Origin of the sequence: Fibrobacter sp. UWB12, assembly GCF_900142485.1 — a bacterium.
Lineage (GTDB): Bacteria > Fibrobacterota > Fibrobacteria > Fibrobacterales > Fibrobacteraceae > Fibrobacter.
Genome location: NZ_FRAZ01000003.1, coordinates 368,455 through 392,977, shown reverse-complemented (window position 1 = coordinate 392,977; position 24,523 = coordinate 368,455). Strand labels below are relative to the sequence as shown.

The following is a 24,523-nucleotide window of genomic DNA, read 5'->3' as shown; positions in this document are numbered from 1 at the left end:
TTACCTCGTAGGTTTAAAGTTAAGCCTCACCTGCTGCCTTTGGCTCGGTTACGGGCTTCGGTGCCTGGTCTTGTTTCTTACCGGCACCACGTTTCGGACCGTAGATAGAAAGCATTGTGTTGCCTTCCACCCGCGAATCCATTTCCAAATCGCCAAACGGAGCCAAGTCTTCCTTGGCACGTTCCATAAGGCGCTTGCCGTAGTCCATGTGCGCCATTTCGCGTCCACGGAACTGCATGATAAGCTTCACCTTCATACCGTCCTGCAAGAACTCGCCCGCCTGCTTGATGCGGTACTGGTAGTCGTTCTCGGCAGTCTTCGGGTGCATCTTGATTTCCTTGAGCTTCACCACGTGCTGCTTAGCCTTAGCAGCCTTAGCCTTCTTCAGTTGTTCGAACTTGTACTTGCCGTAGTTGATGATGCGGCAAACAGGCGGCTTAGCGTTCGGGGAGACTTCCACAAGGTCCAGTCCGGCGTCTTTCGCCATCTGCAATGCCTTGCTCGTCTCGATGATGATAGCTTCGCCATCTTCTTTCACGAGACGAATCGGAGAGATATGGATATCTTCGTTGGTACGGGTCCCATCGCTGGGACGGTTGGGCATGCGACGATCGCGCGGATTAGGGAACAAGTATGCTACCTCTGATATGATTGTTTTGTTTATGCGAGCGTAAATTTAGAATTTTTTTCATATTTTTCCAACAACTTTTTTCATAACCCCTTTAAAAAACGCAATATTTTTGTATAATTGTTCACGCTCGCGGCGGTAGCTCAATGGTAGAGCCTTAGCCTTCCAAGCTAATGGTTGCCGGTTCGATCCCGGTCCGCCGCTCTTAGACCTCTCTTTCGAGAGGTCTTTTTTTATTTTTCAACAAAATCTTTATCGAATCACTTTTTTTGAGGGTTGCCGATACTTTTCAAAAGTCCATACACCCCTCTTGAATATGGCGTTGCAGGAGCAGCCTCTAGCGCATCCCCTGGAGTGCAGGAGCACCTCTTATGCTTTTTAAGTTCGTCTTGAGAAGGCATTTCCAGGCCAAAGGTTTCGTACATATCCTTGGACAGATTCGCCCAATCGCCATAACTAGAATCAGCGTCGTTCATCAACCCAAACGAGAAAAACGAAAAGCCAGCATTTTTAGCCGCTTGCACTAATGGCTTATAAGAACGAAGCCACTGGAGAAAATCCGCGCGGTTTCCATTCGGTTCCAACGCAAAAAGAATATCATTCGTATCTGGACGGTCTTCAGCCTTCTTGCGGAACTCAACCAAATTCCAGGCAACTTCATCAAGAGCCGACAAAGGAGCAACAACAACATTACCGCGGCGTTTTAACTTATCCCTCAACGGTGGCGGTATTATTCCCCCTTCGCCAAGCCCTACAGCCTTATACATTTCATGGTTCTTATCGACGATTACGCTATCGAGCGCGCCATTCTTTTCAGTATACAAAGCCCACATGATGCGGCCTGGGTCATCAGCGCTTTCGCGATGGAGCGTCACATAGCGCATTCCATATTGGTCCGACAATGTTGTATAGAAAATATTAGGCGAAAAGCCGCCCCTAGCGCCAACGACCATAAAATCTTTTGCAATCATTACAGAAAGATCAAGGGTATGGCAGTCGGCCCAGCAAAAAGTAAAGCAAGCCCCAAGAATCGCAATTACAAATTGAGTTATCCTGAGCATTTTCACCCCTTGATTCTATTTCTAGTTTCCTTCGCAAGTCGCCTTGGCGGCACGATAAGCCAATTCCACACCAACTTCAGATTCCATATTGTACATAGAATAAGACTTGGTATCACTTGAGCCATGCGCATCCCTAATAGTCACAATCAAGTCACGTCCTTCGGCCTTGTAGATGTATTCCGCATCGTCACCGAATGCATCTTTGCGAATAAAGTGCCACGTATTCACATCTTCCTTGACCATTTCGTCGCAGGTTTTCACATTCGTGCGGTCAATACCCGCACTTGGCGAAGACGAACTATCATCGCAAGCAAAAAACAACATCGCCGAGGATGCAACAAACAACTTAATTAAACTAGAATAATTCATACCATTCCCTTTGATTAATACCATCCCTGGCTAGCGCCATACCACGCATCTTCGGCAGGTCCCTGATTGGTCGTGCTTTTTTTAGCAGGCTTGCCATCATCGACAAACGTGAACGGAATCGTAACAGTGCAATTTGTATAATCCCCAGCATCAAATTCCCACTGCAAAATATCATTCAGCACAGCCTTTTCAAATTCAGGGAAGTTTGTGGTTGCACTGACTATTTCGCCCGTTTCCACTTTGCCATCCGGGAGTATTTTAAACTTCACCGTAACCTTGCCTTCAATGTTCGGATTTGTTCGCAAGAAATCATTGTACAAAGGTTTTAAACGGTTCGGGGTATTAACCTTGACAACCTCCATAATCTTTGCAGAGGAACGTTTTTTTGCAGCTGTAGTAGAATCACTCGCGACTTTATCCTGAGCACTGCTTTCTTTGGCCGGGACCTCTGAATTCGGCACGGTAGTTGTAGCCTTGGGCGCACAAGCCACCAGCATTGCAGCAGCGATAAAAAACGCAACCACTTTAAATTTCATAACAACCTCCAAAAATTACAATCCCGAACTGGGTTGGTATAAACTATTATCATTCAATCTATCGTCAGAGAAAACTGGCTGAATTTCCACGACGCTATTGGAGAACGTCCCACGACCAAAACTCCACTGCATAATATCATCGGCAATGGCCTTTTCAAACTCAGGATAATTGGTAGACGCATGAATTATATCGACTTTTTGCACGGAGCCATCGGGATTAACCGTAGCATGCAAAGTGATTTTCCCAGAAAAACGAGAATGTTTTTTCAAGAAACTATAATAAATCGGATATAGACGTTCTTTCTTATTCTTTTCTACAATCTCAAAGACTTTCTTTCCATCACGGGGACCTTTAGGGCCACCATTTCTAAAGCGCAAAGGCCAGCCAAGATTAAACACGTCATATTTACCACTTTCGAATTTCCACTGTTTAATGTCATCTGCAACAGCCTTTTCAAACTCAGGATTACCGATATTCGATTCCAAAATTTCAACAGAATCTACCGCACCACTACCGGCAATCGATATATTCACAACCATCTTGCTATTGAAAAACGTATGCTTTTTCACATACTCCGCATAAATCGGCGGCAACCGGGTTTTCATAAAACCGCTAATCGCAGCCATGACTTCTTGAGGAGAGCGTTCATTTTTAAAACCAAAAACGCCCTCGTCAGAAAAAGTAATAGACGTTGTAAATGTGGGAGAACCAAAGCCCCCATGATCATGTTTCAACAGCATCAAGCTCTCCTGAATTGACTTTTCAAACTCAGGATATTTGACTGTAGATTCGACAATTTGAACACTATCCACGTCACCACTTTTACGGAAAAATACCTGTATCTTCATATCACCGACAATACTCGCACCATTTTGGCGATATTTTTCATAAACCGGACGCACGCATTTCAAGAATTCTGCAACAACACCCTTTTCTTCGGATGGATCCAATCGTTCATTTTCACTGGCAACATTCGCTTCTACAGGCGTAGACGTTTCCGTAGACACGGGAACAGCCTTAGGCGCGCAAGCAACAAGTATCGAGACAAGAAAAAGCCCAGCGGCTTTCAAAAAAGCGGATGGTTTCATAAGATTCTCCAACTCAATTATTAACTATTCGTAGATAATATAAAAAAAGACTTTAAAGTTTCTGTGAACTTTTTAAATTTGGAATTGTATAAAAAAGGGTTAATATGTTTTTTGAACAAGCCATCGCACATAACCTCCCGAATTACACGAAGGAATCCGATTCCGCTTACGGTGAGACTCTAGCTCCGCTCGATTATAAAGACGAACTCAAAGTCAAGAATGCCGCCATCCGCGAATTTTGGGAAGTCAACCGCCTTGCCCGCGGCCCGCAGCCGATTGTGGCTAGCCCCATGCCACGCAATTACCGCACCACGTCCAAGCGCCAAGTCGAAATGAAACCGGGCGATTTGCGTTTTAACGAATACGATAGCATTCTCGAACCTGAAGAACACAACGCAATTTACCGTCTGCTGTTCGACAAACTCATCACGCCGGCATACAAGCCGCTCGCCTACGCGCTCAACTGGATTATTATCCGCGGCACATACAAATACCGCGTCGTGATTTTCAACGTGAAAAAGCTCGATGCAAGCATCGTCCGCAAGCTCAAGCAAATTTCCGAAATTTTGCAACAGAGCCCGTACCACGTGACCGCAGCTCACACCTACGTGGATACAACGGAATCGAACTACTACCTCGAAGCCAAGCGCCCGACAGACGTTTTGAACTTCAAACAGCTTTATGGTCCGCGTGAACTTTCACTCGACCTCGGCCACTTTAGGCTCAAATATCCGGTGACGGGATTCAGCCAGATCAACGAAAGCCAAATTCACAACCTCATCAAGTCCGCAAGCCGCCTCCTCGGTCTCGAAAAGGGCGACCATTTCTTGGACCTCTACTGCGGTTACGGCCTCTTCAGTTTTGCTCTCGGTGAAGCCGCCAAGTCCGTACTCGGCGTGGAATGGGAAGGCCCGTCCATCGATTGCGCCAAGGCTTCCGCAAGATTCTTGAAGAAGAACTACAAGTTCATCGCAGGGAAGATTGACGAAACGTTTGTGCAAATGAGACTTCCGCGGCCGATCCCTGGCGAACCGGAACGCATTTTGTTGGACCCGCCGCGCAAGGGAACCGAACCGGGCGTCATCCGGGCTCTCGCGATGCGCAAGCCCGTGCGCGTGTTGCACATTTTCTGCGGCACCGACGAAATCCCGGCTGCCCTCGCCGAATGGGAACGTTTCGGCTACCGCGTCAAGGAAGTGTTGCCGATGGACCTTTTCCCGGGCACGCCGCACCTCGAAACGCTCGTCGCACTAGAAAAGAAGTAATTGGTCAATAGTCATTAGTTATTAGCTTCATATTCGCGACTTCGTCGCCATACTTTAGACCATTGACTACTGACTAACAACTAGTACCTACTTCAGCTTTTTCAAGAAAGCATCAAGTCTTACGCTGAACTGAGCTGCCCCTAGATAGCTCACATGGTTGGGATTATTGGCCATCTCGTCTGTATAGTCGTGATGGCCATCTTTATATTCATCGAAAATCACAACGCCCATATCTTCCACGGCATTGATTATCTTGTGCGCGACATCCCAACTCGGGCCATACGGATCAAACGCCTCCGTATCCTTATATCCCGGGTTACGTGGCGGAATGGCAGCAATCAGCTTGATACCCTTCGAATCTGTAAATACTTTTAGAGCCTTAATCTTTTTCAAGTTTTCTTGCAAGTACGGCGAATCGTATGGCATTGCAGAAATATCGGCATTCACAATCGGCACGCCCCATTCACCCACCGGCAAAAGGAACGTCCCCTCTAAATACTGCTGACCGAGCAACACCTGCGGGAATTGCTGATCTTGACTTAGTGCAGCAATTTCATTTTGCGTCGACTTTGACAAATGATTTTCATCATAGCGGATGCCCGGAGAATTTTCAAGAACAGGCCCAGTCATCTCCTCATAACTTCTATACATGAACCCTGGCGAAAGTTCCACCACAACGTACTTCAGCTTCGAACCATACGGAACAACATAATGACGAATCAGATAATCAAACAGATGAATATCGGACAACGTCACACCCATATTAATAGTCTTGAAAGACTTGATTGAATCTTCGATAACAGCATTCAAGAGCATCGAACTTCCAAAAGTTGCGACTTCAATTTTATCGTTTTGATTCCAGAATGACTGTAATCTCATCCCAAGTTCTACCACAGCAAACGGGTAAGGGCTAGGGGCCTTGCTATCATAATAGGCGCCAGCGCTATCCACATCTACAGTCGGCTTCGGATAATTTTCACCATCTTGCCAAACCCACAAGCAGGGGTGCCACAATTCTTCCCCTTCGACAAGCGGCACGACATCGCCATTATCCAAATTCACAAGCGCCACTTGGCGGTGTACACCATTGTAATCCGTGAGACTCGCAACAATCAAGTTGCTAGCCTCATCCTTCAACATACCCACAGCCCATTCCGTATGGTCAAACGTGTATTTCGTTGGAGACGCCACCGTACGCACCAAATGCCCCGTGCTATCCGCCACAAGAATTCTTTCATGAACACCGTAATTTACGCCCACAAAATCACGTCCGCGCGTTCCACCAAAATCAAGGAACAACGTACGCTTCGTTCCATCTTTTGTCAAAGACACATTACAAGCTTGTTCTCCGTTGTACCAAATCACATCCGTTCCCGTCAACACATCCGTCAAATGCGCGCGCAGCAATGTAGAGCCTGAAATACCAAAACTATTATCCTTTTCGACTCCGCCATGATAAGCACCATCAAACAGCTTTTCCGGCGTTCCAAATTTTCCTTTTGAGAACTTGACCTGCCATGTACTTTCATTCATAAACGATTCACTTTTATTATTTGCCGCCGAAGACACGTACACAATGACCGTATCGCCATTCGGATTCACGCGCCAGCGGGGAATCGCCGCATTTTCTACCGACAATTTCACCAAGTTGCTCCCCGATTCGTTCAAGTCGCGGACATAGACTGCAGATTCCTTCAGCACGCCTTCCATTGACGTGCAAAAAGCCACTCGCTTACCGTCCGGTGAAATATCCGGATGATAGACATCTATTTTATCCTCAATTTCTACAATCTTTGCAGTTTTGGCAAAATCAACATATACGAGATTACCGCTCGCATCATTTCGGAAAGCAAGTTTGGCGTTATAGGAATTCGTCAATTGCCTCAATTCAGAAGCGTCAATCAGCGGAGTAATCGGAGCAGACACAGAACTTCCGTTATCCGTAAACCATGTCGCATCGGGAATCGAACCGCTCACTAAGCGGAACCCAAGATAATCGCCTTTTGTCGAACTCAAAATTGGGTACGTATCGCCCCTATTGTACAAATGCATGGAAGCCGGAGAACTAAAATAGCTTCCGCCCTTTACAACGCAAGAACCAATAGCATCACCGTCAATCGAACCCACAAAATTCATGACAACGGTATCCCTGAAAGAAGCATACCTGTCGTTCACGAACTCAAGCATATTCCCGGCCATGTCACAAAAAGCATTTGCCGATTCGTTCAACGAACAAACTTTATGGACCTCATTTCCAGAGTACAATCCGTTCCAGCTCAACTCCGGATTCCAATTTTTAGAAGCCACAAAAGTCCATTCCGCTTCCGTCGGCAATCTAAAGCCATTCGCCTGCGGTTTGAACTTAAAGCTTTTCATATTGACACAGTGCTTCCCTTTATCGAATTCGGCAGAAGTGTATTCATAAGAAGTGTCAAGTTCATTTTCCTTGCTTAAGGCATTAGCATACAAAACAGCATCATAAAAGGTCACATTTGCGGCAGGCAAGGAATCTTCTTTACAAGTAACCTTCACCCCCGAAACCTTACGCATGACATCGTTGAAACTTTTGCAAATAACTTCATGACGGTCCATGTAAAAGTCATAGGAAAACTCTACATTCATCTTTGGGCGTTCTAGTGTTTTTGCAGAAATATCATTTGTACCAAGCGACGTCTTTTTACCAGCCGCATTGACAAAGAGCATCCCCTCAAACCGGCCCTCCCCCATAACAGGCATGACAGAATTGTCCCCGCCGGAATGTTCGTCAGAACAAGAAATAGCTCCCAATGCTGTCAAAAAAAACAGCAATAAAACTTGATTTATTTTCTCCATATCCACAATATACTATTTTTTACTTACATGGAATCAAATATCGAATCTTCGAATAATACACTTTGGAGCCGCACGTTTATCACGGTCGCCGCGGCGAACTTTTTGCTTTTCTTTAGCTTTTACCAGCTATTGCCGATTCTACCGTTATATATCATCGACAAGTTCCAGACAGACAACGCCACCGCAGGTTTTATCATATCGCTATACACGATCGGCGCCCTCGCCTGCAGACCGTTCGCCGGATTTCTCGTCGATACTTTCAGCCGTAAGCCGCTTTATTTTTGGACGTTCTTCGCATTCACGCTTTGTTTTTTAGGCTACAAGACTGTAGGGTTATTGCCGATTCTAGCGGTCGTTCGCTTTGCACACGGACTCTTCTTTGGTATTTCGAGTACAGCAAGTAATACGGTGGCCATCGATGCACTGCCCGCGAGTCGCCGAGGCGAAGGCATCGGTTACTTCGGGATCAGCGTGAACTTGGCCTTCGCCACCGGTCCCATGACCGGTATGTTTCTTTACGAAGCATTCGGCGACGGAATCGTTTTCGCCATTTCCACCGCACTTTGCGTCATTGGACTTGTGCTCGTGCAAACGCTCAAGGTCAAGCCCCGCGAAAAGAAAAAACACACTCCGCTTTCGTTAGACCGATTCTTCCTCACACGCGCTATCCCGCAATTTGCAAATTTCATCTTCGTCGGTTTTGCCTATGGTCCAGTCACGAACTATATCGCCATTTATGCAAATGAGCTCGGAATCAGCGGCACAGGCTGGTTTTACGCGCTTATTGCAACAGGGCTTATCATGAACCGCATTATGACCGGGAGGCTCATCGACCGCGGCTACCTGATTCACCTCGTCGGCACCGGCATGACTTTGAACGTTATCGCTTACTTTATCCTCGCCTTTTGCCATGGTCCCATTACATTTTTCTTGTCCGCATTCCTCATCGGTACAAGCCTAGGACTAATCTTCCCCGGTTACCAGACCATGTGCGTGAACCTCGCCCGTCACGACCAACGAGGTACAGCAAATAGTACATACCTCAGCGGATGGGATATCGGTATCGGTGCAGGAATTCTTGTCGGTGGCGCTATGGCAAACCACTTCGGCATGCACCAGCAAGTATTCTTTGCATGTGCAATCGCCCTCGTTATTGCAGATATCATGTACCTTGCATACACAGCAAAGCATTATTTGAAGAATAAATTGGAAGGGTGATTTTCAATTCTGAATTAGGAAGTAGGAATTAGGAATGGAAAAAACGCGGCGAAACCGCCCAATTAAATAATTCCGAATTCCTAATTATCTACGCAAGTCTTTTGTCTTCGTACATTTTTTTGTCGGCGTTGACCATGCTTTCTTTAAAGCTTTCTGGACGACCATCCCAATGGGCAAATCCCATGCTGGCCTCAATCGTATAAGAGCGCGAATCATCCTGCTTCGATATTTCTTCTTGCAAACAGTTCTTAATCTGTTTCACCACTTCGTCAGGCACATCCGTCTGCGCAATCAACAAGAACTCGTCACCCCCATAGCGGCAAAGGAACATCGAATAGCTCAAACGTTCGCACGCTTTCTTTAACGCCTGCGAAACAAGCACAAGCGCGCGGTCTCCTTCGGCGTGTCCATAAGTATCGTTGATTTGCTTAAAGTGGTCCACATCCACCATAATTACAAAAGAATCTTTTTCTTCGCGCTGCTGGAGCAAAAAATGATGCAAACGATTGCGATTGTTAAGCATCGTCAACGAATCGGTCGATATCAATTGGTTCTGCAAATGCAAATAGACAAACAAAATAATAAAAGTACACCAGAAGCAGAAAATCGGGGTCGTTAGCGAAAATAAAATTTGTGCGCCACCTGCAATCATCACGCCAGGTGTATAGCTAGCCACAATCAAGTATGTTCGTAAATTTGGACGGCTTTGCAACTGACTAGCACGAATAAGCCCACGAATCGTCGCTATAATCAAGTAGACGAAGGGTAAAAACGAAAGGATAAAGTAATACAAATCGCGAGGTTCAAGATTTTCGTCTAGCCAAAAACCCGGAGCAACAATAAACGATACAAGCAAAGCAAAAGTCTGTACAAAAATTGGGATTCGCAATTTCATCTGAAGGTGATCTATCTGCTTGCGAGTCATATCTGGCCGAGTGCTAATTTCGGCAAAAACAAAACAGCTATATATTACCATCGGCATAATGGCTGCATTTAGGAAATTTACCGTCAACACACTAAACGTATTTTTGGGAATTACACTATCGTTAACAAGAGCCCACAACGAATCATTAACAAAATAGAAGATATGCCATAACACCAATTTTTGGAAAAGAGGGTATTTCAGCAAAGGTGTAGGGAGTTTCTGGATACTGTATAGCAAAAGCATCAGTATACAGACGCACCCAAGATTAACTGCAGTATAGAATCCAAACACGCTCATATTAAGAAAAATACTCTTTTTCCTAAAAAGTGTTAAAAATTTCCCTGTTTATTCTATAAAACATAGTTTTCATCACAACACTAGCAATCCTGCCCCAAATGTTGCATATACAAAACTTTTTATCATCAAACACACTCAAAAATCGTAATTTTAACACATTTTACGCAATTATCGTTGCATGAAAATATTGTTTTTTCGTAAAGATCTATTTATATTTATTATCAAATGAAAGCCATTATTGAATACTCCGACTTCCGCAAGTACATGCGCGACTTCTACGAAGAGCGTAAGCTCCGCCATGTTTTCTCATGGCGTGAATTTTCCAAAGCAGCCGGTTTTACATCGTCATCGTACATGAAAGTCGTCTGCGACGGGAAAAGCAATTTGAGCCGAATCGGAGTCGAACGCACCGGACAAGCCATGGGACTTGTCGGCTTCGAAATGGACTACTTCAGGGCAATGGTCAACTTCGGGCAAGAAACCGACGAAACAAAAAAGAAAGCCGCCTACGAAGAAATGCTTTCCATTGCCAAAATTCATAAAGTCCGAGTCATTGAAGGCGATTTGTTTGAATTTTACGAGAGCTGGAGAAACCCCGTCTTGAGGGAACTGGCCCCGCTCATGCCGGGCGCCACGCCGAGCGAACTCGCGAAAATGTGCTATACAGACGTCACCGCCACAGACATCAAGCAGACACTCGATTTTTTGGTCAAAGCGGGATTTATCAAAAAGACCGGCGAGAACACATTCGTCCAAACCGAGACATCCATCAAAGGTTCCCCCGAGGCAACAAAGCTCGCCATCCGCGAAATGCACCGCGAAATGGCGAAAATTGCAGCAAATTCACTCGACCTTGCCAAAACAGAAAGAAACTTCAGCGGCATCACCATGGGCATATCCAAGGACTCTTACGAACAAATCGTAAAAGAGCTGGACGAATGTCGCCGTAAAATCGTAAGCATTGCCGCCGGCGACAAAAACATCAACCAAGTTTATAGATTAAATTTACAGTTATTCCCTCTCACGCGAAAAATCAAGGAGAATGGCAATGATTAATCTGTTCAAAAAAATTTCATCCGTGGGCATAACCACCACCGCTTTTTTTTGCGCATTAGCCTGCTCCGACAAAATCGCAGGGACAGCCGAAGAACCAAACCAGGTCGCTTACGGGACTAGCTCCAGCAGTGAATTTATAAATGAAAATCCTGATGTACGCGTAAATTCATCTTCTTCCAATATCGAATACTCGAGTGGCATAATCACCAGCAGCGATACCACCCCAGTCCCAAATCCGTCAACATCATCATCTGTAGATCCGATTGGCAACCCCGGGAACTTCGGTCATAGCGAAGGATGCTACACATCTGATGGCCAAAAACGACAATGCGGCGACACCGAGACTTCATCGCGTTCTCTTAATGACTATCTCAATATGTACGGCATAACGAGAGTTGCTTTCGATACAAACGTACTTGCATACAACAAAACTTTCGTTTCCACTCAAGATACCGCCGATAACGCGACCGTCGCTGAACTCAGAACACTCGGGCTACACAAAATCACTAAAGAAAACCAAATTGGCTTAGTTTACCTTTTCAAGAAAACAACCACGTTCATGGGCGGCAAGTTCTACGAAAAAGACGGCACCATTTCATTCCAAATGGAAGGTTGCCAACTTTACATATTAAACATCGAGGAAACATCGCCAGCGGTACACGTGCTCTCCAGCATCACAAAAGACACGATTACCATCGCTGACTTTCATGACAAATGCGATTACGAGCGGCTTCCGTACTATTTGCACGTCGGATTCCTATTCGAATACTGCGGTGAGTTTTCCGAAAGCCCTGAAATCAATAGAACATCCACGTACAAAGAAACCATAAAATGCGGTTCAGTAGAGTACGACGAATTTATCAATAAGAAAAAACGGTAAATAACGAACAAGGGGTGGGCGTACCCACCATACAAAAAAGGGCCGCAGCATTTTATTGCTACGGTCTTTAATGTTTTTGAATCCCCTCCCGCGCTACACTTGGTCGAGGATGACTTTAGGCATTACACCTCTTCAATGCTTGCGTGATATTCCTGAAGAGATTTAACTGCGCCATGTCCGTTCCTTGCGGCGGCGATGCCCTTGACGGTGTTGTAGGCACCGGCGAGCGTCGTGATGTAAGGCACCTTGTACTTGATGGCGGCCTTGCGGATGGCGCTTTCGTCCTTGATGGCGTCGCGCTTTGCCCACGGCGTGTTGATGATGAGGTTCACCTGCTTGTTCAGGATGATGTCGAGGACGTTCGGACGGCCTTCGGCAATCTTGTTCACCACTTCGCACTTGACACCGGCAGCTTCGTAGAACTTGGCGGTACCTTCGGTAGCGTAAATCTTGAAGCCGAGCTTCTGGAATTCCTTACCGATTTCGATAGCCTGTTCAGACAAGTTAACCTTGTCGGAGAGGCTAATCAGCACGGCACCTTCGTTCGGGAGGAAGGAACCTGCGGCTTCCTGGCTCTTGTAGTAAGCGAGGGCGTAGTCGTCGGAGAGGCCGAGCACTTCGCCAGTGGAGCGCATTTCGGGGCCGAGAACCGGGTCCACCTTCGGGAACTTGTCGAACGGGAACACTGCTTCCTTGGCGCCGTGGTGGTTGAACTTCTTGTCCTTGAGCTTCAAGTCTTCGAGCTTCGCGCCGAGCATCAGGCGGGTCGCGAGGCGGGCCATCTGGGTGTTGCAAACCTTGGAGACCAGCGGCACCGTACGGCTTGCACGCGGGTTCGCTTCGAGCACGAACACCTTGCCGTCTTCGATGGCGTACTGCATGTTCATGAGGCCGCAAACGTGGAGGGCTTCAGCAATCTTCCTGGTGTAATCCTTGATGGTTGCCAAGTTTTCCTTAGTGATGGTCACCGGCGGGATAATGCAAGCGGAGTCACCGGAGTGGACACCGGCAAGTTCCACGTGTTCCATCACGGACGGGATGTAAACGTGTTCGCCGTCAGAGAGGGCGTCGGCTTCGCATTCCAGAGCGTTGTGGAGGAAGCGGTCGATGAGGAGCGGACGGTCCGGGGTCACACCAACAGCCTTCGCCACGTATTCGCGGAGCATGTTCTCGTCGTAGATGACTTCCATGCCGCGGCCGCCAAGCACGAAGCTCGGGCGGATCATCACCGGATAGCCACCGATCTGCTTGACGCAAGCGAGGGCTTCGTCGATGTTCGTGGCCATGCCGCTTTCCGGCATCGGAATGCCGAGCTGGTCCATCATCTTGCGGAACAAGTCGCGGTCTTCGGCGATATCGATAGAGTCGATGCTCGTACCGAGAATCTTGACGCCTTCGTCGGAGAGGGCGCGGGCGATGTTCAGCGGAGTCTGACCACCGAACTGCACGATCACGCCAGCCGGCTTTTCCTTGTGGTAAATCTGGAGAACGTCTTCGAGGCTGACCGGTTCGAAGTACAGCTTGTCGGAAGTATCGTAGTCGGTAGAAACCGTTTCGGGGTTGCAGTTCACCATGATGGTTTCGTAACCCATTTCGCGGAGGGCCATTGCAGCGTGGCAGCAGCAGTAGTCGAATTCGATGCCCTGGCCGATTCTGTTCGGGCCACCGCCGAGAATCATGATCTTCTTCGGGTTGGTGGAAGCGGTAGATTCGTCCTTGCAGTTGTAGGTGCTGTAGTAGTAGAACTGGTTTTCCACACCGCTCACCGGCACGGCGCACCAGCCTTCGACCACGCCGAGTTCGGTGCGCTTCTTGCGCACGTCCTTTTCGCGGATGCCGAGAATCTTAGCGATGTACTTGTCGCTGAAGCCGTCCTTCTTGGCCTTGATGAGGAGTTCGTCAGCAGGCAGGCGACCCGGAGTCTTGAGCATTTCTTCTTCGAGTTCCACGAGTTCGCGCATCTGCTGCACGAAGTAAGCCTTTTCGTAGGTGGCGGCGAAGATTTCTTCGTCGGTTGCACCCTTACGGAGGGCTTCGTACATCTGGAAGTGACGTTCAGAAGAAGCGGTCTTCATCATTTCGAGGAGCTCTTCCTTGCTCTTCTTGTTGAAGTCCTTCGCAAAGCCGAGGCCGGAGCGACCGTTTTCGAGGCCGCGGATAGCCTTCTGGAGGGTTTCCTTGTAGGTCTTGCCGATAGCCATGACTTCGCCCACGGCCTTCATCTGGGTGCCGAGGCAGTCATCGACGCCGCGGAACTTTTCGAATGCCCAGCGAGCGAACTTGAGCACCACGTAGTCACCGCTCGGGGTGTACTTTTCGAGGCTTCCATCGCGCCAGTACGGAATCTGGTCGAGGGTAAGGCCTGCAGCGAGCTTTGCAGAAATGAGGGCAATCGGGAAGCCGGTAGCCTTGGAAGCAAGGGCAGAAGAACGAGAGGTACGCGGGTTGATTTCGATAATCACCACGCGGCCGGTCTTCGGGTCGTGAGCGAACTGCACGTTGGTACCGCCAATCACGCCGATGGATTCCACAATCTTGAAGGCCTTTTCCTTCAGTTCTTCTTCGAGCTTCTTGTCGATGGTGAGGAACGGGGCAGCGCAGAAGGAGTCGCCAGTATGCACGCCCACCGGGTCGATGTTTTCGATGAAGCAGATGGCAATCATCTGGTTCTTGGAATCGCGCACGACTTCGACTTCGAGTTCTTCCCAGCCGAGGATGGATTCTTCGATGAGGCACTGGTGCGTCATGGAGAGTTCAAGACCGTTAGAGCAAATGGTGCGGAGTTCTTCCACGTTGTAGCAGAAACCGCCGCCTGCACCGCCCATGGTGTATGCCGGGCGAACCACCACCGGGTAGCCGATTTCAGCCACGATCTTTTCGGCTTCTTCCACAGAGTGGCAAATGCCGGAGCGCGGAGTGTCGATGCCGAGCTTCTGCATGGTTTCCTTGAAGATTTCACGGTCTTCGCCGCGTTCGATAGCGTCGAGGTTCACACCGATGACCTTCACGCCGTACTTGTCCAGCACGCCGGCCTTGCTCAGAGCAGAGGCGAGGTTCAGGCCGGTCTGACCGCCCAAGTTCGGGAGGAGGGCCTGCGGGCGTTCCTTTTCGATAATCTGGGTGAGGCGGGCGACGTTCAGCGGTTCAATGTAGGTGGCATCGGCCATGACCGGGTCGGTCATGATGGTTGCCGGGTTGGAGTTCACGAGCACGATCTTGTAACCCTGTTCGCGCAGGGCCTTGCAAGCCTGGGTGCCGGAATAGTCGAATTCGCAAGCCTGACCGATCACGATCGGGCCAGAACCGATGATAAGGACTTTGTCGATGCCTTCAATCTTCATTTTGTTTATCTCCGTTGACTAATTATTAAACTCTAAAAAAAACGCTGAACCAAACGGTCCAGCATTAAAATCAAAAATGGAAATAGAAACAATAGCGGTTTCCGCAACATGTTGGGCGCCACAAGCGCACTTCATATTCATCGAAATTCCGTTCATCACTTTCCTATTTCGCAAAGACTTAAACTTGCGCAAATATAGAATATGTGAACGTACCTTTCAACCGTCCGTATAAAAAAAACGATTTCTTTATTCTAGCGAAAACTAAAAAGTTTCATTAGATGTATCTTCTTCCACGTCATCCTGACATTCAGGAAGCGAAGGATTATCCCGGCACTTTTCGCGAAGAGTTTCATAATCGCTATCGTCGGGAGCTGCACAGCCCACAAAGCTACAAAGCGATACAGCGAGGAACATTCCCAAAAAAACTCGTTTCATATAAAACCTCTAAGTTATTGACTATCAATATAATAAACTATTCAACATTTATTATTTGGAAAAACAAAAAGGGCCGCCCTAAAGCGACCCATTCCCTTTGCGAAAAGCAAATCTAGCTCAGAGAAATTACTTCTTAGCCGGCTTGTTCTTAGCAGCGGTTTCCTTGAGAGCTGCACCAGCCTTGAAGCCGACAGTCTTGGAAGCCTTGATCTTGATGGTAGCACCAGTCTGCGGGTTGCGGCCAGTACGTGCAGCACGGGACTTCACAGAGAAAGTACCGAAGCCGATGAGCTGGACGTTGCCGTCCTTCTTGATGCCAGCAGCGATACCGTCGAGAACTGCGTCGATTGCGCGAGCAGCAGCAGCCTTGGATTCAATGCCAGCTTCCTTGTTAGCAAGCACAGCTTCAATGAGATCTTGTTTGTTCATTTTTTAACTCCTTGAGTCAGATTTGTGAAATGTTTGGTAATATTATACTTTTTTTTTCTTAGATAAGAATGATTTTAATTGAAAAAAGTTTTTAAAACCCTATAAAATCAAGCCTTGGGAGCCAGTCTGCCCGATTCTTCAACATACTGGTCTGCCTTAGTCCTAAGTTTCTCAATATAAACAAGACAGAGACAGGTGAATGGAATCGCGACCAAGAGCCCCAAGAATCCAAGCAGCTTGCCCCAAATCGAGAGCGAGAGAAGGATCCCCACCGGCGGGAGGTTCATTGACTTACCGACAATGTGCGGCACCAAGAAGAAGTCCTGGATAATCTGCACGACAAGATAAATTGCAAGGATGATAACGGCCACTTCCCAGAACGGCATTCCCTTGTCTAGAGCGTAAACCACCGCTAGTAGTAGGGCCAAAGGAATCGTCGTCAACTGCATATAAGGGATCATGTTGAGAGCCCCAGAAAAAAGTCCAAAGGCAATTCCCATCGGGAGTCCCATCACGCTAAAACCGATTGCATACAAAACGCCAACAGTAAAGGCAACCATAGATTGAGCACGGAAGTACGTGCCCATAAATTTATCTGTAGCGCTTGCAAATTCACCCGCTTCGCGGCGGTAACGGCGAGGAATCAAACGACGAATACCCTTCCTTATTTTATGCATATCAAGCATAATGAAGACAAGGTACATAAACACAATCGCCGCACTCGAAATGCCCACCAAGATTGTAGACGTCTTCGAAAGAATATCCCAAGCGCCAGGAAGAATGCGGTCCGAAACAGTCTGAATGACGCTCCATACATCAAGCGATTCCATAGCTTCAGCAATGCTATTCCAAGAAATCATCGTCTTCACGGAAGCCCACATATCCGCAGGCAAGAACGTCATAATTCGATCGCTCCAAGTCGAGTCCGTAAAAATTCTCGAAATAAGCGTTCCCAAATATTGGACTTCGTGTACGACTTTCGGAACAAAAAAATACATACACCCACCAATCACGACAGCGCCTCCCAAAAGCACGAGCACCACCGCAATCACACGGTATCTGAATTTTATCTGCAATCTGCAAACTAGCGGGTCCATGATATAGGCAATCAGGAACGCAGCAAAAAACGGAAACAAGACTCCGCTCAAATAATTCAATACGACAAGCGACACCGCTACCGCTACGGCAATCAGCACGTAGCGCATCACCCTATCAAGCGTCCAATTTCTCTGCATGTTTTCCCCTACTTGTTTTTAACACATATATTAAAAATACAACAAGTCCAAACAAAATGGAACCCAAGCGTAAATACAATGTTTTCTTTTGAGCCTCATTATCGCTCCAAAGGCGTACATAGCGGATTTCAATTTCATCCGGGATACCGCGAAGCGTTGAGCCGCCGCTCACAATTTCAAAAAATTTGGCTTGGTTCAAATGAGTCTTGCCATCATCTTTTTCAAGCCCCACCGAAGAAAGCCACCATTCAGGAACCCTGAATTCGCTCAGCGAGAACCGGCTCACGGCAAAGCGTTCCTTCGAGCCTCCCATCAGCATATACGGTGCCGACGGGATTTCCTTTTCCAAAACGCGGAGAGTTGCATAATCCCCCTTGCGCGTATAAACCGGGTCTTCCGTCAAGATGCGGAGTTTCATGGAGTTCATCCGTTTCGATGCAACTCGCACTTCAATGGAATCGAACTTCGTCAAGTCGAAGGGGTCAAGACGTTTATCCAAAGATTTCAGCTTAAAGCCTACACCGGCATACGTAAAAGCCTTACCGGAATGGATATTGACCGAAGCGATGAGGAGCGTATCCGTCATCTGAACTTCACTTGTCGAAAATCCTCCGACAGCGCTATCGTTCAACGGGAATATTTCAAACGTCTTCTGCGGAAACAATTCGATATCCGCATCGCCGCTTTTGGAATATTCAATCCACCAAGCAAGTAGCAAGGCGGAAAAGACAAGCACCCCCAACCATTTGCCTATCCTATCCATTCTTTTCATCGTACTCCTTCACAGGGTGGCTACGCCCAATCGCAACTATCATAAGGCCAAGTATTATGAACAAAAATATTCCATAAGCCCTATTGCTTGTTCCGCTCACAGAAATTTCCCTGACATTTACGCCAAAGTTCTTTCCGCGCGGCTGATTCCACCCTGCCGAAATTTCTACACGAGCGACACTTTCATGATGCGGGCGGTTGCGCGAACGTTTTACGCCCAAATTATCGTACCAAAAATCGGGAATATAAAGTTGTTCAAAAGGAAGCGCAATCTTATTGCGACCCGGTTTAACAGGAACTTCCTTCAAAAGCATTCTGAACGAGCTCGGATTTGACAAATCAGTCACATCAGGATCGTAAGTCCACGTCTTGACATTGATTTCAGTCGTTCCCGAAACATCGATGTCCAAATAAAGTGTATCAACATTTTTCCAGTTATGGTAATTCTTTTCACCCTTCGGGTCAAAGTCAAACACCAAACCGCACCATGCCGATTTCTTTTCTTCTGCACCAAGCGCACATTGGAACGAAACAAGCGAATCCGACGATTTAAACTGGACCGCCGACGTTCCCCCATCTGCATTATCATCGTAAGCAGAAGCTTTTGCACCATCCCCTAGTGGAAATACACTTTCAGCAAACCGCTCTTTTGGAAGCATTACATAGATGGCAACAACAATAACCGCAATGATTGCTAAAATCGTATATGATTTTTTCATTTACTCAAAAAACTTCCTTAAAGTTCTATTGTACTGGATTAAATCCAGCGGGTCTTCTTCAACAGGCTTTTCGCCAAACAGCTTAGACACAAGAGAATCAATCCAATGGATAAAGAAGAAATGATGTTTGCCTTCCTTTGCCTGCGGAGCAGCCTTAATATCCAAGGACCACTGCAAAAGCTGTTTCACCGTCGAAGGCGGCATATGGAACGTTTCGCAGCAAGTCGTCACGTAACCATCAAAACCGTAATGCGGAAGCTTTCCCTTCACAAGCGGTTTGCCATGATCGATGCACACCGGATTTTCGCAAGGTGGATCCTGCACATTTTTCTTCTTCAAATCTTCAAGCCACAATTCCCGCGTCTTGTCAGAAAGTCCGCCGTAAAAAGCAAACGTCTGGTCGCACGGGAAATAAATGGAATAACACTTCGGGCAAATCCTCAGATCAAGATTGACAATTCTGAGGGACTCGACTTCTGAACCGCAAAAAGAACATTTACACATACTTTGAATATAGTTAATTCTATATTTACCCGCATGGCTAAAGTAGTTCAAATTACAGCAGAAAATTTTGAAGAAGAGGTCATCAAGGCCTCCGAAACCCGCGCAGTCGCGATACTTTTCTCTTCCGCAGAATACCCAGATTGCGCGCCATATTCCCAATTGCTCGGGCAACTCTCTACAAGCATGGACTTTACGCTCGGTGTCGTAAGCTGCGATGACCGCGAAAACATGCGCCTCATCCAGATGTTCCGCGTGCAGTCCGTCCCCGAAATTCACGTCGTCGAAAAAGGCCAAATCGCAGACGTCATCCAAGGCGTTCTCCCCGAAGCCGACATCAAGAAGCGTCTTGAAAAGTTCTATGTCTCCGAAGAAGCCCGTTTCCAAACCGCTCTCGAAGACGCCATCGCACAAAAGAACTTCGATCAGGCACTCCCGATGCTCGACGAAGCACTTTCCAAGAATCCGAACGACAAGAAGCTCCAGCTTCTATGGGCCAAGGCAAGTCTAGGCATTGGCGATACCGCAAAGGCTAAAGAAATTCTCTCCAAGTTTGTCGAAAGTGACGACCAGTACCGTGAAGCAAAATCGCTCCTGGAACTTCTTGATTTCCATGCCGAAATTGCAAAAAAGGACGTTCAAGGCAAAGAAGCCATCGTCTATCACGAAGCTTGCAAGCTCGCCTGCGAAGAAGATTTCGAAAGCGCACTCCAGGCATTCCTGAACCTCTACGTCGAAGCACCCGAATGGAACGATGGAGCTGCCAAGAAGGCAATGCTCACGCTCTTTGGCGTTCTAGGCCCCAAGCATGAACTCACCTGGAAGTACCGCGCAAAGCTCAACACGATGATGTTCATCTAAGGAAAGACTGGGCTTTCAGCCCTCTTAGAACTTCGTTGGTAGAACTTAGACAAAAAGCGCAGCTCAATGAGCTGCGCTTTTTTTGCATTAAGCAAAAATCTACTTTATTTGCACTTCGTATTTGCAAGGTTCAGCAAGTTCTTGTATGCAGCCATGCAACGTCTGTGGTCCTTAGTACCATCCGTGTAGGAATAGCATTCGCCAAGCTTTGCGTTAGCCATGTCACGTTCCTTGCACTTCTTCGGAGCCGGTTCAGATTTCTGCACGTTGTTCTGATTCTGCTTCGGAGCAGCAGACGCAGCCTTACCCGGCTGATCATAAGAATACACGAACACTTCAATGCGGTTATTCTTCATGCGGTTATCCGGAGTCGTATTCGGGACGAGAGGTTCGTCACCGCCCTTGCCCGTTGCAATAACGTCTTTAGCCTGAAGGCCTGCATTCACCAAGTAGCTCTTCACTTCTTCAGCGCGCTTCAAGGCAAGAACACGGCTTCTTTCCGGGCGATCAAGGTTATCCGTATGAGAAACGATTTCAATCGTCTTTCCCTGATAGTTTCTCAAGTGGTCCGCAAGTCTTCTCAAACCTTCCGAAGATTCCTTCGTAAAGCGAGACTGTCCCACACCGAACGTCACACCCTGCAAAATGAACTTTTCCAAGACAGTCTTGTTTGCAGAATTTGCGGGAGCAGACGGAGCCGGAGCAGCCTGCGTATTGGTAACAGTCGGCTTCGGAGCAGCATAAGAAGGAGCGTTTTTCACACAGCGAAGCTTATTCGTATAAGCGTCACCATGTTTAAAGTACGGGCTACCCTTTTCGCGGATTGCATTGTACTTCCAATCGACATAAGTCATTTCGTTACCATTCTTCGAAGCAGTCCAATAGCCACGCTTGAAATCAAAATTCAAGCTGCACGGATTTTCCTTCGTATCACGGTTGCTTTTCATGCGCTTGTCGTTTGCACGAATTTCAAATTCAGAAGCCTTCGAGAAAAGCTGTTCATACTCGTATTGTTCCGGAACATGCCAACCACGCGGGCAAGCGCGATTAAGATTGCGGGCTTCCATTTCATCCAAACGGTCGAGAATCACATCTTCGGCCATCCATGTCTGGTCACCAATCTTAAGTGTTCTATAGGTCTTTCCGGCATTGTCCATCACGCCACCGAGACGCTCCTTACAGGCAGCTTCCCAATTCTGGATGCAACGGACAGAGTAACCGTTCGCCTTGCGTCCCTGGAAAGCAAATGTTTCGAGGTTCGTACCTCTAAAGCTCATCGCATCGGCACGATCACCGCCCTTGTCATCGCCAAGCCAGAAGAAAGCACGATTGCCCAAGTCAATGTAACGTTCGCCATCGACATAATAACCACCATCAAGCACTCTAAAGCTATTCAAGTTAAAGTCCTGATAGTTGAGATCGTCACCCATCGGCAAGCTCCATCCATCAGGGCAAGCCTGCTTTGCTGCATTCCACGTATAAAGTCTTCCGTACGTCTCGCAATTTTGAGTAACGCCATCATAGCAATAGCTTTCCGGCAAACGGAACTTCAAGTTTTCGGCCATCCAAACACGGCCACCAATCTTCACCGTCATATAGCGTTCGCCATCGCGGTTATCAATCAAGAGATTCTTCGATTCGTCATACGTCGAAGTATTCTGATACTTGTTCGCAGCATACGGATTTGCCGGAGGCGGCTGAGTCGGGCGCGAAGACATCGCAGCACGTTCTTCTTCAGAAATACTGCAGTCATATTCCTGCGGAAGCTTGCCAAAATAATAGTTGTATTTATCAGGAGTAATCCAGATTTCGCTGCTACCTACAGAAGAACGCATAAAAGAACGCGGATAATTGGCGCATCTGAAAAGCACATTGGCGCATCGATCGTCCTTCTTTTCCGTTCTAAACGTATCCTCCATATCCGGACAACGCCAATAGCACGAATTACCGAACATATCATCAAAGCCACAAGCAACCACAGTTTTGTCGCCAGACGGATCGGCAAATACCGATTCAGCAGCCAAAAGTGAAGTAGCTATAGCAAGAGCATACTTTTTATTCATAGTGACTCCGTATTCCAACACAATAAACGTGTTTACATTATAATGATTAGACCAAAGATACAAATTTCAAACATCACCTCTTTAGATGAACTAGCCAATCAAAGCGTTTCTTATTCACCACATTTTTCTTTTGAAAACTTCCATTTACAAAAGTGTCTTTTTTTAGCATTAACTTACCGCAATTCATACGGCTTGCCATGACAATTGCGGTCTACAGCTCCACAGCCAGCATTCAACAAACCTCCGAGTTCTAAATTATCCCGCATTTCTAAGTTCTAAGTTCTTAGTTCCAAGTTCTAATTGCTATCTTTGACCCCGTATTTTATTGTACAGTAAAACACAGGGATTCTATCCCACAGGAAAACATTATGAAAAAGATTCTGTTCCAAGACACCTCGTTCCGTGATGGCTTCCAGTCCATCTTCGGCGCACGCGTGTTCATGAAAGACTTCATGCCTGCAGTTGAAGCAGCCGTCAAGGCTGGCATCACCCACTTCGAAGCAGGTGGCGGCGCCCGTTTCCAGGCTCTCTATCAGAACTGCGGTGAAGACGCATTCGACATGATGGATGAATTCCGTCGCGTTGTTGGTCCGAAGATCCGCCTCCAGACTCTCGCTCGTGGTATCAACGTGGTGGCTCTCGCTCCGCAGCCGCGCGATATGATCAAGCTCCATGCCGACATGTTCAAGAAGCACGGCATGACCCGCATCCGTAACTTCGATGCTTTGAACGACGTCAACAACCTCATCTACTCCGGTAAGTGCATCACTGAAGCCGGTCTCGAACACGAAGTCGTCGTTACCATGATGGAACTTCCTCCGGGATGCGACCTCAACGCCGCTCACAATCCGGAATTCTACGAACGCATCCTCCGCAACATCTTGGACGCAGGTGTTCCGTTCGCTTCCGTCTGCTTCAAGGACGCTTCCGGTACGACGAACCCGACCAAGGTCTACGAAACGTTCAAGCGCGCTCGTAAGCTCCTCGGTGACAAGGTCGAACTCCGCATCCACAGCCATGACACCTGCGGTACCGGTGTGGCCCAGTACAAGGCTGCTATCGAAGGTGGCGCAGATGGCGTCGACCTCGGCCGCAAGCCGCTTTCTGGCGGTACGGCTCAGCCGGACCTCTTCTCCATGTTCCACGCCCTCAAGGGTACGGAATACAAGCTCGCCCTCGGTGAAGACAGCATCGTCGACGATCACATTCCGGAACTCATGGAAGCTAACAACGTCGCTGTTGAATGCCTCAAGGACTACAACTTCCCGCCTGAAGCACGTCAGATCACGACCGACGTTATCTTCAGCCCGATGCCGGGTGGCGCTCTCACTGCAAACACCCTCATGATGCGCGAAACCAAGACCTTCCACCTCTTCCCGAAGGTTATCGAAAACATGAGTGAATGCGTACGCCGCGGTGGTTTCGCCTCCTCTGTGACGCCGGTTTCTCAGTTCTACTTCCAGCAGGCTTACATGAACACCTTGAACCAGGCTGCCGGTCGCGGTACGTGGTTCAAGATGACCGAAGGCTACGGCAAGATGCTCCTCGGCTACCAGGGTAAGACTCCGTGCGAACCGGATCCGGAACTCGTGAAGATCGCAGCCGACCAGTTCAACATGAAGCCGTTCAAGGAAGCCTATCCGGGCGTCCAGTGCGCAGAAGAAATTCTTCCGCCGGGCATTCCAGCAGCCAAGAAACTCCTCGAAGAAAATGGTCTCCCGGTCAACGACGAAACCATCTTCATCACGGGCTGCCTCCAGACGAAGGCTGGCAACAAGGGTATCGAATTCCTCAAGGGCAACCGCCACATTGGCGTGCCAAAGAAGGACCCGAACGCCGCTCCGGCTGTCGACACCAAGAACATGAAGGCTGGCGCTGCAAGCACCTACCGCATCGCTCTTGGCAACCAGAGCTGGGACGTCCAAGTTCAGACCCTCAGCAAGTAAGCTTCCGCGAAAGTCTAAAGACTTCGCCCAAGCCCAAGGCTTTAAAAAGGACTTCGAGCTTTGCTC

The 24,523-nt window shown here is 47.8% G+C and carries 21 protein-coding genes and 1 tRNA gene; 7 read left to right on the top strand and 15 right to left on the bottom strand.

The features are described from left to right. Positions 1–19 precede the first annotated feature (19 nt). The gene (infC, locus tag BUA34_RS06415; protein ID WP_072828010.1) at positions 20–604 is read right to left on the bottom strand and encodes a translation initiation factor IF-3; all 585 of its coding nucleotides are present in this window, start codon (positions 602–604) and stop codon (positions 20–22) included. Between the two features lie 156 nt (positions 605–760). Between infC and BUA34_RS06410 the strand changes: the two genes are divergently transcribed. Continuing rightward, positions 761–832, top strand: a tRNA-Gly gene (locus tag BUA34_RS06410). Between the two features lie 56 nt (positions 833–888). Here the strand turns inward: BUA34_RS06410 and BUA34_RS06405 are convergent. Genes BUA34_RS06405 through BUA34_RS06390 form a run of 4 tightly spaced genes read right to left on the bottom strand, consistent with a single transcriptional unit; the run spans position 889 to position 3,683 of the window. Continuing rightward, positions 889–1,689, bottom strand: a complete 801-nt coding sequence (locus BUA34_RS06405; RefSeq protein WP_072827900.1) for a hypothetical protein — start codon at positions 1,687–1,689, stop codon at positions 889–891. A gap of 21 nt (positions 1,690–1,710) precedes the next feature. Next, entirely contained in the window at positions 1,711–2,058 is a 348-nt protein-coding gene (locus BUA34_RS06400) for a hypothetical protein (RefSeq protein ID WP_072827899.1), read from the bottom strand. A gap of 14 nt (positions 2,059–2,072) precedes the next feature. Continuing rightward, the gene (locus tag BUA34_RS06395; RefSeq protein ID WP_072827898.1) at positions 2,073–2,594 is read right to left on the bottom strand and encodes a TonB family protein; all 522 of its coding nucleotides are present in this window, start codon (positions 2,592–2,594) and stop codon (positions 2,073–2,075) included. 15 nt (positions 2,595–2,609) lie between these two features. Continuing rightward, positions 2,610–3,683, bottom strand: coding sequence for an AgmX/PglI C-terminal domain-containing protein (locus BUA34_RS06390; RefSeq protein ID WP_072827897.1), 1,074 nt, complete (start codon positions 3,681–3,683; stop codon positions 2,610–2,612). Positions 3,684–3,787: 104 nt separating this feature from the next. Between BUA34_RS06390 and BUA34_RS06385 the strand changes: the two genes are divergently transcribed. Then, positions 3,788–4,948: a class I SAM-dependent RNA methyltransferase gene (locus BUA34_RS06385; RefSeq protein ID WP_072827896.1), complete on the top strand. Its 1,161-nt coding sequence runs from the start codon at positions 3,788–3,790 to the stop codon at positions 4,946–4,948. A gap of 87 nt (positions 4,949–5,035) precedes the next feature. Here BUA34_RS06385 and BUA34_RS06380 read toward each other — a convergent pair whose 3' ends face one another. Further along, positions 5,036–7,780 carry a TIGR02171 family lipoprotein gene (locus BUA34_RS06380; RefSeq protein ID WP_072827895.1) on the bottom strand — a complete coding sequence of 915 codons (2,745 nt, stop codon included), beginning with the start codon at positions 7,778–7,780 and terminating at the stop codon, positions 5,036–5,038. A gap of 27 nt (positions 7,781–7,807) precedes the next feature. Here BUA34_RS06380 and BUA34_RS06375 point away from each other — a divergent pair, with 27 nt between their 5' ends. Then, a complete protein-coding gene (locus BUA34_RS06375) occupies positions 7,808–8,998 on the top strand; it encodes an MFS transporter (RefSeq protein WP_072828009.1) in 1,191 nt (396 codons plus the stop codon). A gap of 88 nt (positions 8,999–9,086) precedes the next feature. Here the strand turns inward: BUA34_RS06375 and BUA34_RS16070 are convergent, their stop codons facing one another. Beyond that, the gene (locus tag BUA34_RS16070) at positions 9,087–9,893 is read right to left on the bottom strand and encodes a GGDEF domain-containing protein (protein ID WP_254794355.1); all 807 of its coding nucleotides are present in this window, start codon (positions 9,891–9,893) and stop codon (positions 9,087–9,089) included. Positions 9,894–10,445: 552 nt separating this feature from the next. On the opposite strand from BUA34_RS16070, the gene BUA34_RS06365 reads away from it, so the two are divergent. Both BUA34_RS06365 and BUA34_RS06360 read left to right on the top strand, forming a co-directional pair. Further along, complete coding sequence (locus tag BUA34_RS06365; protein WP_072827894.1) at positions 10,446–11,276, top strand: TIGR02147 family protein; 831 nt, start codon at positions 10,446–10,448, stop codon at positions 11,274–11,276. Further along, complete coding sequence (locus BUA34_RS06360; RefSeq protein ID WP_072827893.1) at positions 11,263–12,156, top strand: hypothetical protein; 894 nt, start codon at positions 11,263–11,265, stop codon at positions 12,154–12,156. Before BUA34_RS06365 ends, BUA34_RS06360 begins: the two co-directional genes overlap by 14 nt. A gap of 122 nt (positions 12,157–12,278) precedes the next feature. Here the strand turns inward: BUA34_RS06360 and carB are convergent, their stop codons facing one another. The 7 genes from carB to BUA34_RS06330 form a co-directional block, all read right to left on the bottom strand. Further along, on the bottom strand, positions 12,279–15,497 hold the full coding sequence (gene carB / locus BUA34_RS06355; protein WP_072827892.1) for a carbamoyl-phosphate synthase large subunit: 3,219 nt from the start codon (positions 15,495–15,497) through the stop codon (positions 12,279–12,281). Between the two features lie 261 nt (positions 15,498–15,758). Then, positions 15,759–15,932: a hypothetical protein gene (locus tag BUA34_RS15855; RefSeq protein ID WP_175545424.1), complete on the bottom strand. Its 174-nt coding sequence runs from the start codon at positions 15,930–15,932 to the stop codon at positions 15,759–15,761. Between the two features lie 126 nt (positions 15,933–16,058). Continuing rightward, positions 16,059–16,361: an HU family DNA-binding protein gene (locus BUA34_RS06350; RefSeq protein ID WP_072827891.1), complete on the bottom strand. Its 303-nt coding sequence runs from the start codon at positions 16,359–16,361 to the stop codon at positions 16,059–16,061. Positions 16,362–16,468: 107 nt separating this feature from the next. Further along, entirely contained in the window at positions 16,469–17,596 is a 1,128-nt protein-coding gene (locus BUA34_RS06345; protein ID WP_072827890.1) for an AI-2E family transporter, read from the bottom strand. Beyond that, positions 17,574–18,368, bottom strand: coding sequence for a hypothetical protein (locus tag BUA34_RS06340; RefSeq protein WP_072827889.1), 795 nt, complete (start codon positions 18,366–18,368; stop codon positions 17,574–17,576). Before BUA34_RS06340 ends, BUA34_RS06345 begins: the two co-directional genes overlap by 23 nt. Continuing rightward, the gene (locus tag BUA34_RS06335) at positions 18,352–19,086 is read right to left on the bottom strand and encodes a CIA30 family protein (RefSeq protein WP_072827888.1); all 735 of its coding nucleotides are present in this window, start codon (positions 19,084–19,086) and stop codon (positions 18,352–18,354) included. The genes BUA34_RS06340 and BUA34_RS06335 overlap by 17 nt, the downstream gene beginning before the upstream one ends. Continuing rightward, the gene (locus BUA34_RS06330; RefSeq protein WP_072827887.1) at positions 19,087–19,590 is read right to left on the bottom strand and encodes a hypothetical protein; all 504 of its coding nucleotides are present in this window, start codon (positions 19,588–19,590) and stop codon (positions 19,087–19,089) included. Between the two features lie 33 nt (positions 19,591–19,623). On the opposite strand from BUA34_RS06330, the gene BUA34_RS06325 reads away from it, so the two are divergent. Next, a complete protein-coding gene (locus tag BUA34_RS06325; RefSeq protein ID WP_072827886.1) occupies positions 19,624–20,448 on the top strand; it encodes a tetratricopeptide repeat protein in 825 nt (274 codons plus the stop codon). A 104-nt stretch (positions 20,449–20,552) separates the two neighbouring features. Here the strand turns inward: BUA34_RS06325 and BUA34_RS06320 are convergent, their stop codons facing one another. Then, on the bottom strand, positions 20,553–22,511 hold the full coding sequence (locus BUA34_RS06320) for an FISUMP domain-containing protein (protein WP_072827885.1): 1,959 nt from the start codon (positions 22,509–22,511) through the stop codon (positions 20,553–20,555). 368 nt (positions 22,512–22,879) lie between these two features. Here BUA34_RS06320 and BUA34_RS06315 point away from each other — a divergent pair, with 368 nt between their 5' ends. After that, a complete protein-coding gene (locus tag BUA34_RS06315) occupies positions 22,880–24,457 on the top strand; it encodes a biotin attachment protein (RefSeq protein ID WP_072827884.1) in 1,578 nt (525 codons plus the stop codon). The last annotated feature ends 66 nt before the right edge of the window (positions 24,458–24,523 follow it).

What these genes read in the sequence shown, in the direction of transcription:
- BUA34_RS06325 (WP_072827886.1), top strand. Translation starts at nt 19,624, where the DNA reads ATGGCTAAAGTAGTTCAAATTACAGCAGAAAATTTTGAAGAAGAGGTC.
- BUA34_RS06390 (WP_072827897.1), bottom strand. Translation starts at nt 3,683, where the DNA reads ATGAAACCATCCGCTTTTTTGAAAGCCGCTGGGCTTTTTCTTGTCTCG.
- infC (WP_072828010.1), bottom strand. Translation starts at nt 604, where the DNA reads ATGCCCAACCGTCCCAGCGATGGGACCCGTACCAACGAAGATATCCAT.
- BUA34_RS06395 (WP_072827898.1), bottom strand. Translation starts at nt 2,594, where the DNA reads ATGAAATTTAAAGTGGTTGCGTTTTTTATCGCTGCTGCAATGCTGGTG.
- BUA34_RS15855 (WP_175545424.1), bottom strand. Translation starts at nt 15,932, where the DNA reads ATGAAACGAGTTTTTTTGGGAATGTTCCTCGCTGTATCGCTTTGTAGC.
- BUA34_RS06330 (WP_072827887.1), bottom strand. Translation starts at nt 19,590, where the DNA reads ATGTGTAAATGTTCTTTTTGCGGTTCAGAAGTCGAGTCCCTCAGAATT.
- BUA34_RS16070 (WP_254794355.1), bottom strand. Translation starts at nt 9,893, where the DNA reads ATGAAATTGCGAATCCCAATTTTTGTACAGACTTTTGCTTTGCTTGTA.
- BUA34_RS06405 (WP_072827900.1), bottom strand. Translation starts at nt 1,689, where the DNA reads ATGCTCAGGATAACTCAATTTGTAATTGCGATTCTTGGGGCTTGCTTT.
- BUA34_RS06400 (WP_072827899.1), bottom strand. Translation starts at nt 2,058, where the DNA reads ATGAATTATTCTAGTTTAATTAAGTTGTTTGTTGCATCCTCGGCGATG.
- BUA34_RS06345 (WP_072827890.1), bottom strand. Translation starts at nt 17,596, where the DNA reads ATGCAGAGAAATTGGACGCTTGATAGGGTGATGCGCTACGTGCTGATT.
- BUA34_RS06315 (WP_072827884.1), top strand. Translation starts at nt 22,880, where the DNA reads ATGAAAAAGATTCTGTTCCAAGACACCTCGTTCCGTGATGGCTTCCAG.
- BUA34_RS06360 (WP_072827893.1), top strand. Translation starts at nt 11,263, where the DNA reads ATGGCAATGATTAATCTGTTCAAAAAAATTTCATCCGTGGGCATAACC.
- BUA34_RS06340 (WP_072827889.1), bottom strand. Translation starts at nt 18,368, where the DNA reads ATGAAAAGAATGGATAGGATAGGCAAATGGTTGGGGGTGCTTGTCTTT.
- BUA34_RS06375 (WP_072828009.1), top strand. Translation starts at nt 7,808, where the DNA reads ATGGAATCAAATATCGAATCTTCGAATAATACACTTTGGAGCCGCACG.
- BUA34_RS06380 (WP_072827895.1), bottom strand. Translation starts at nt 7,780, where the DNA reads ATGGAGAAAATAAATCAAGTTTTATTGCTGTTTTTTTTGACAGCATTG.
- BUA34_RS06365 (WP_072827894.1), top strand. Translation starts at nt 10,446, where the DNA reads ATGAAAGCCATTATTGAATACTCCGACTTCCGCAAGTACATGCGCGAC.
- carB (WP_072827892.1), bottom strand. Translation starts at nt 15,497, where the DNA reads ATGAAGATTGAAGGCATCGACAAAGTCCTTATCATCGGTTCTGGCCCG.
- BUA34_RS06335 (WP_072827888.1), bottom strand. Translation starts at nt 19,086, where the DNA reads ATGAAAAAATCATATACGATTTTAGCAATCATTGCGGTTATTGTTGTT.
- BUA34_RS06385 (WP_072827896.1), top strand. Translation starts at nt 3,788, where the DNA reads ATGTTTTTTGAACAAGCCATCGCACATAACCTCCCGAATTACACGAAG.
- BUA34_RS06320 (WP_072827885.1), bottom strand. Translation starts at nt 22,511, where the DNA reads ATGAATAAAAAGTATGCTCTTGCTATAGCTACTTCACTTTTGGCTGCT.
- BUA34_RS06350 (WP_072827891.1), bottom strand. Translation starts at nt 16,361, where the DNA reads ATGAACAAACAAGATCTCATTGAAGCTGTGCTTGCTAACAAGGAAGCT.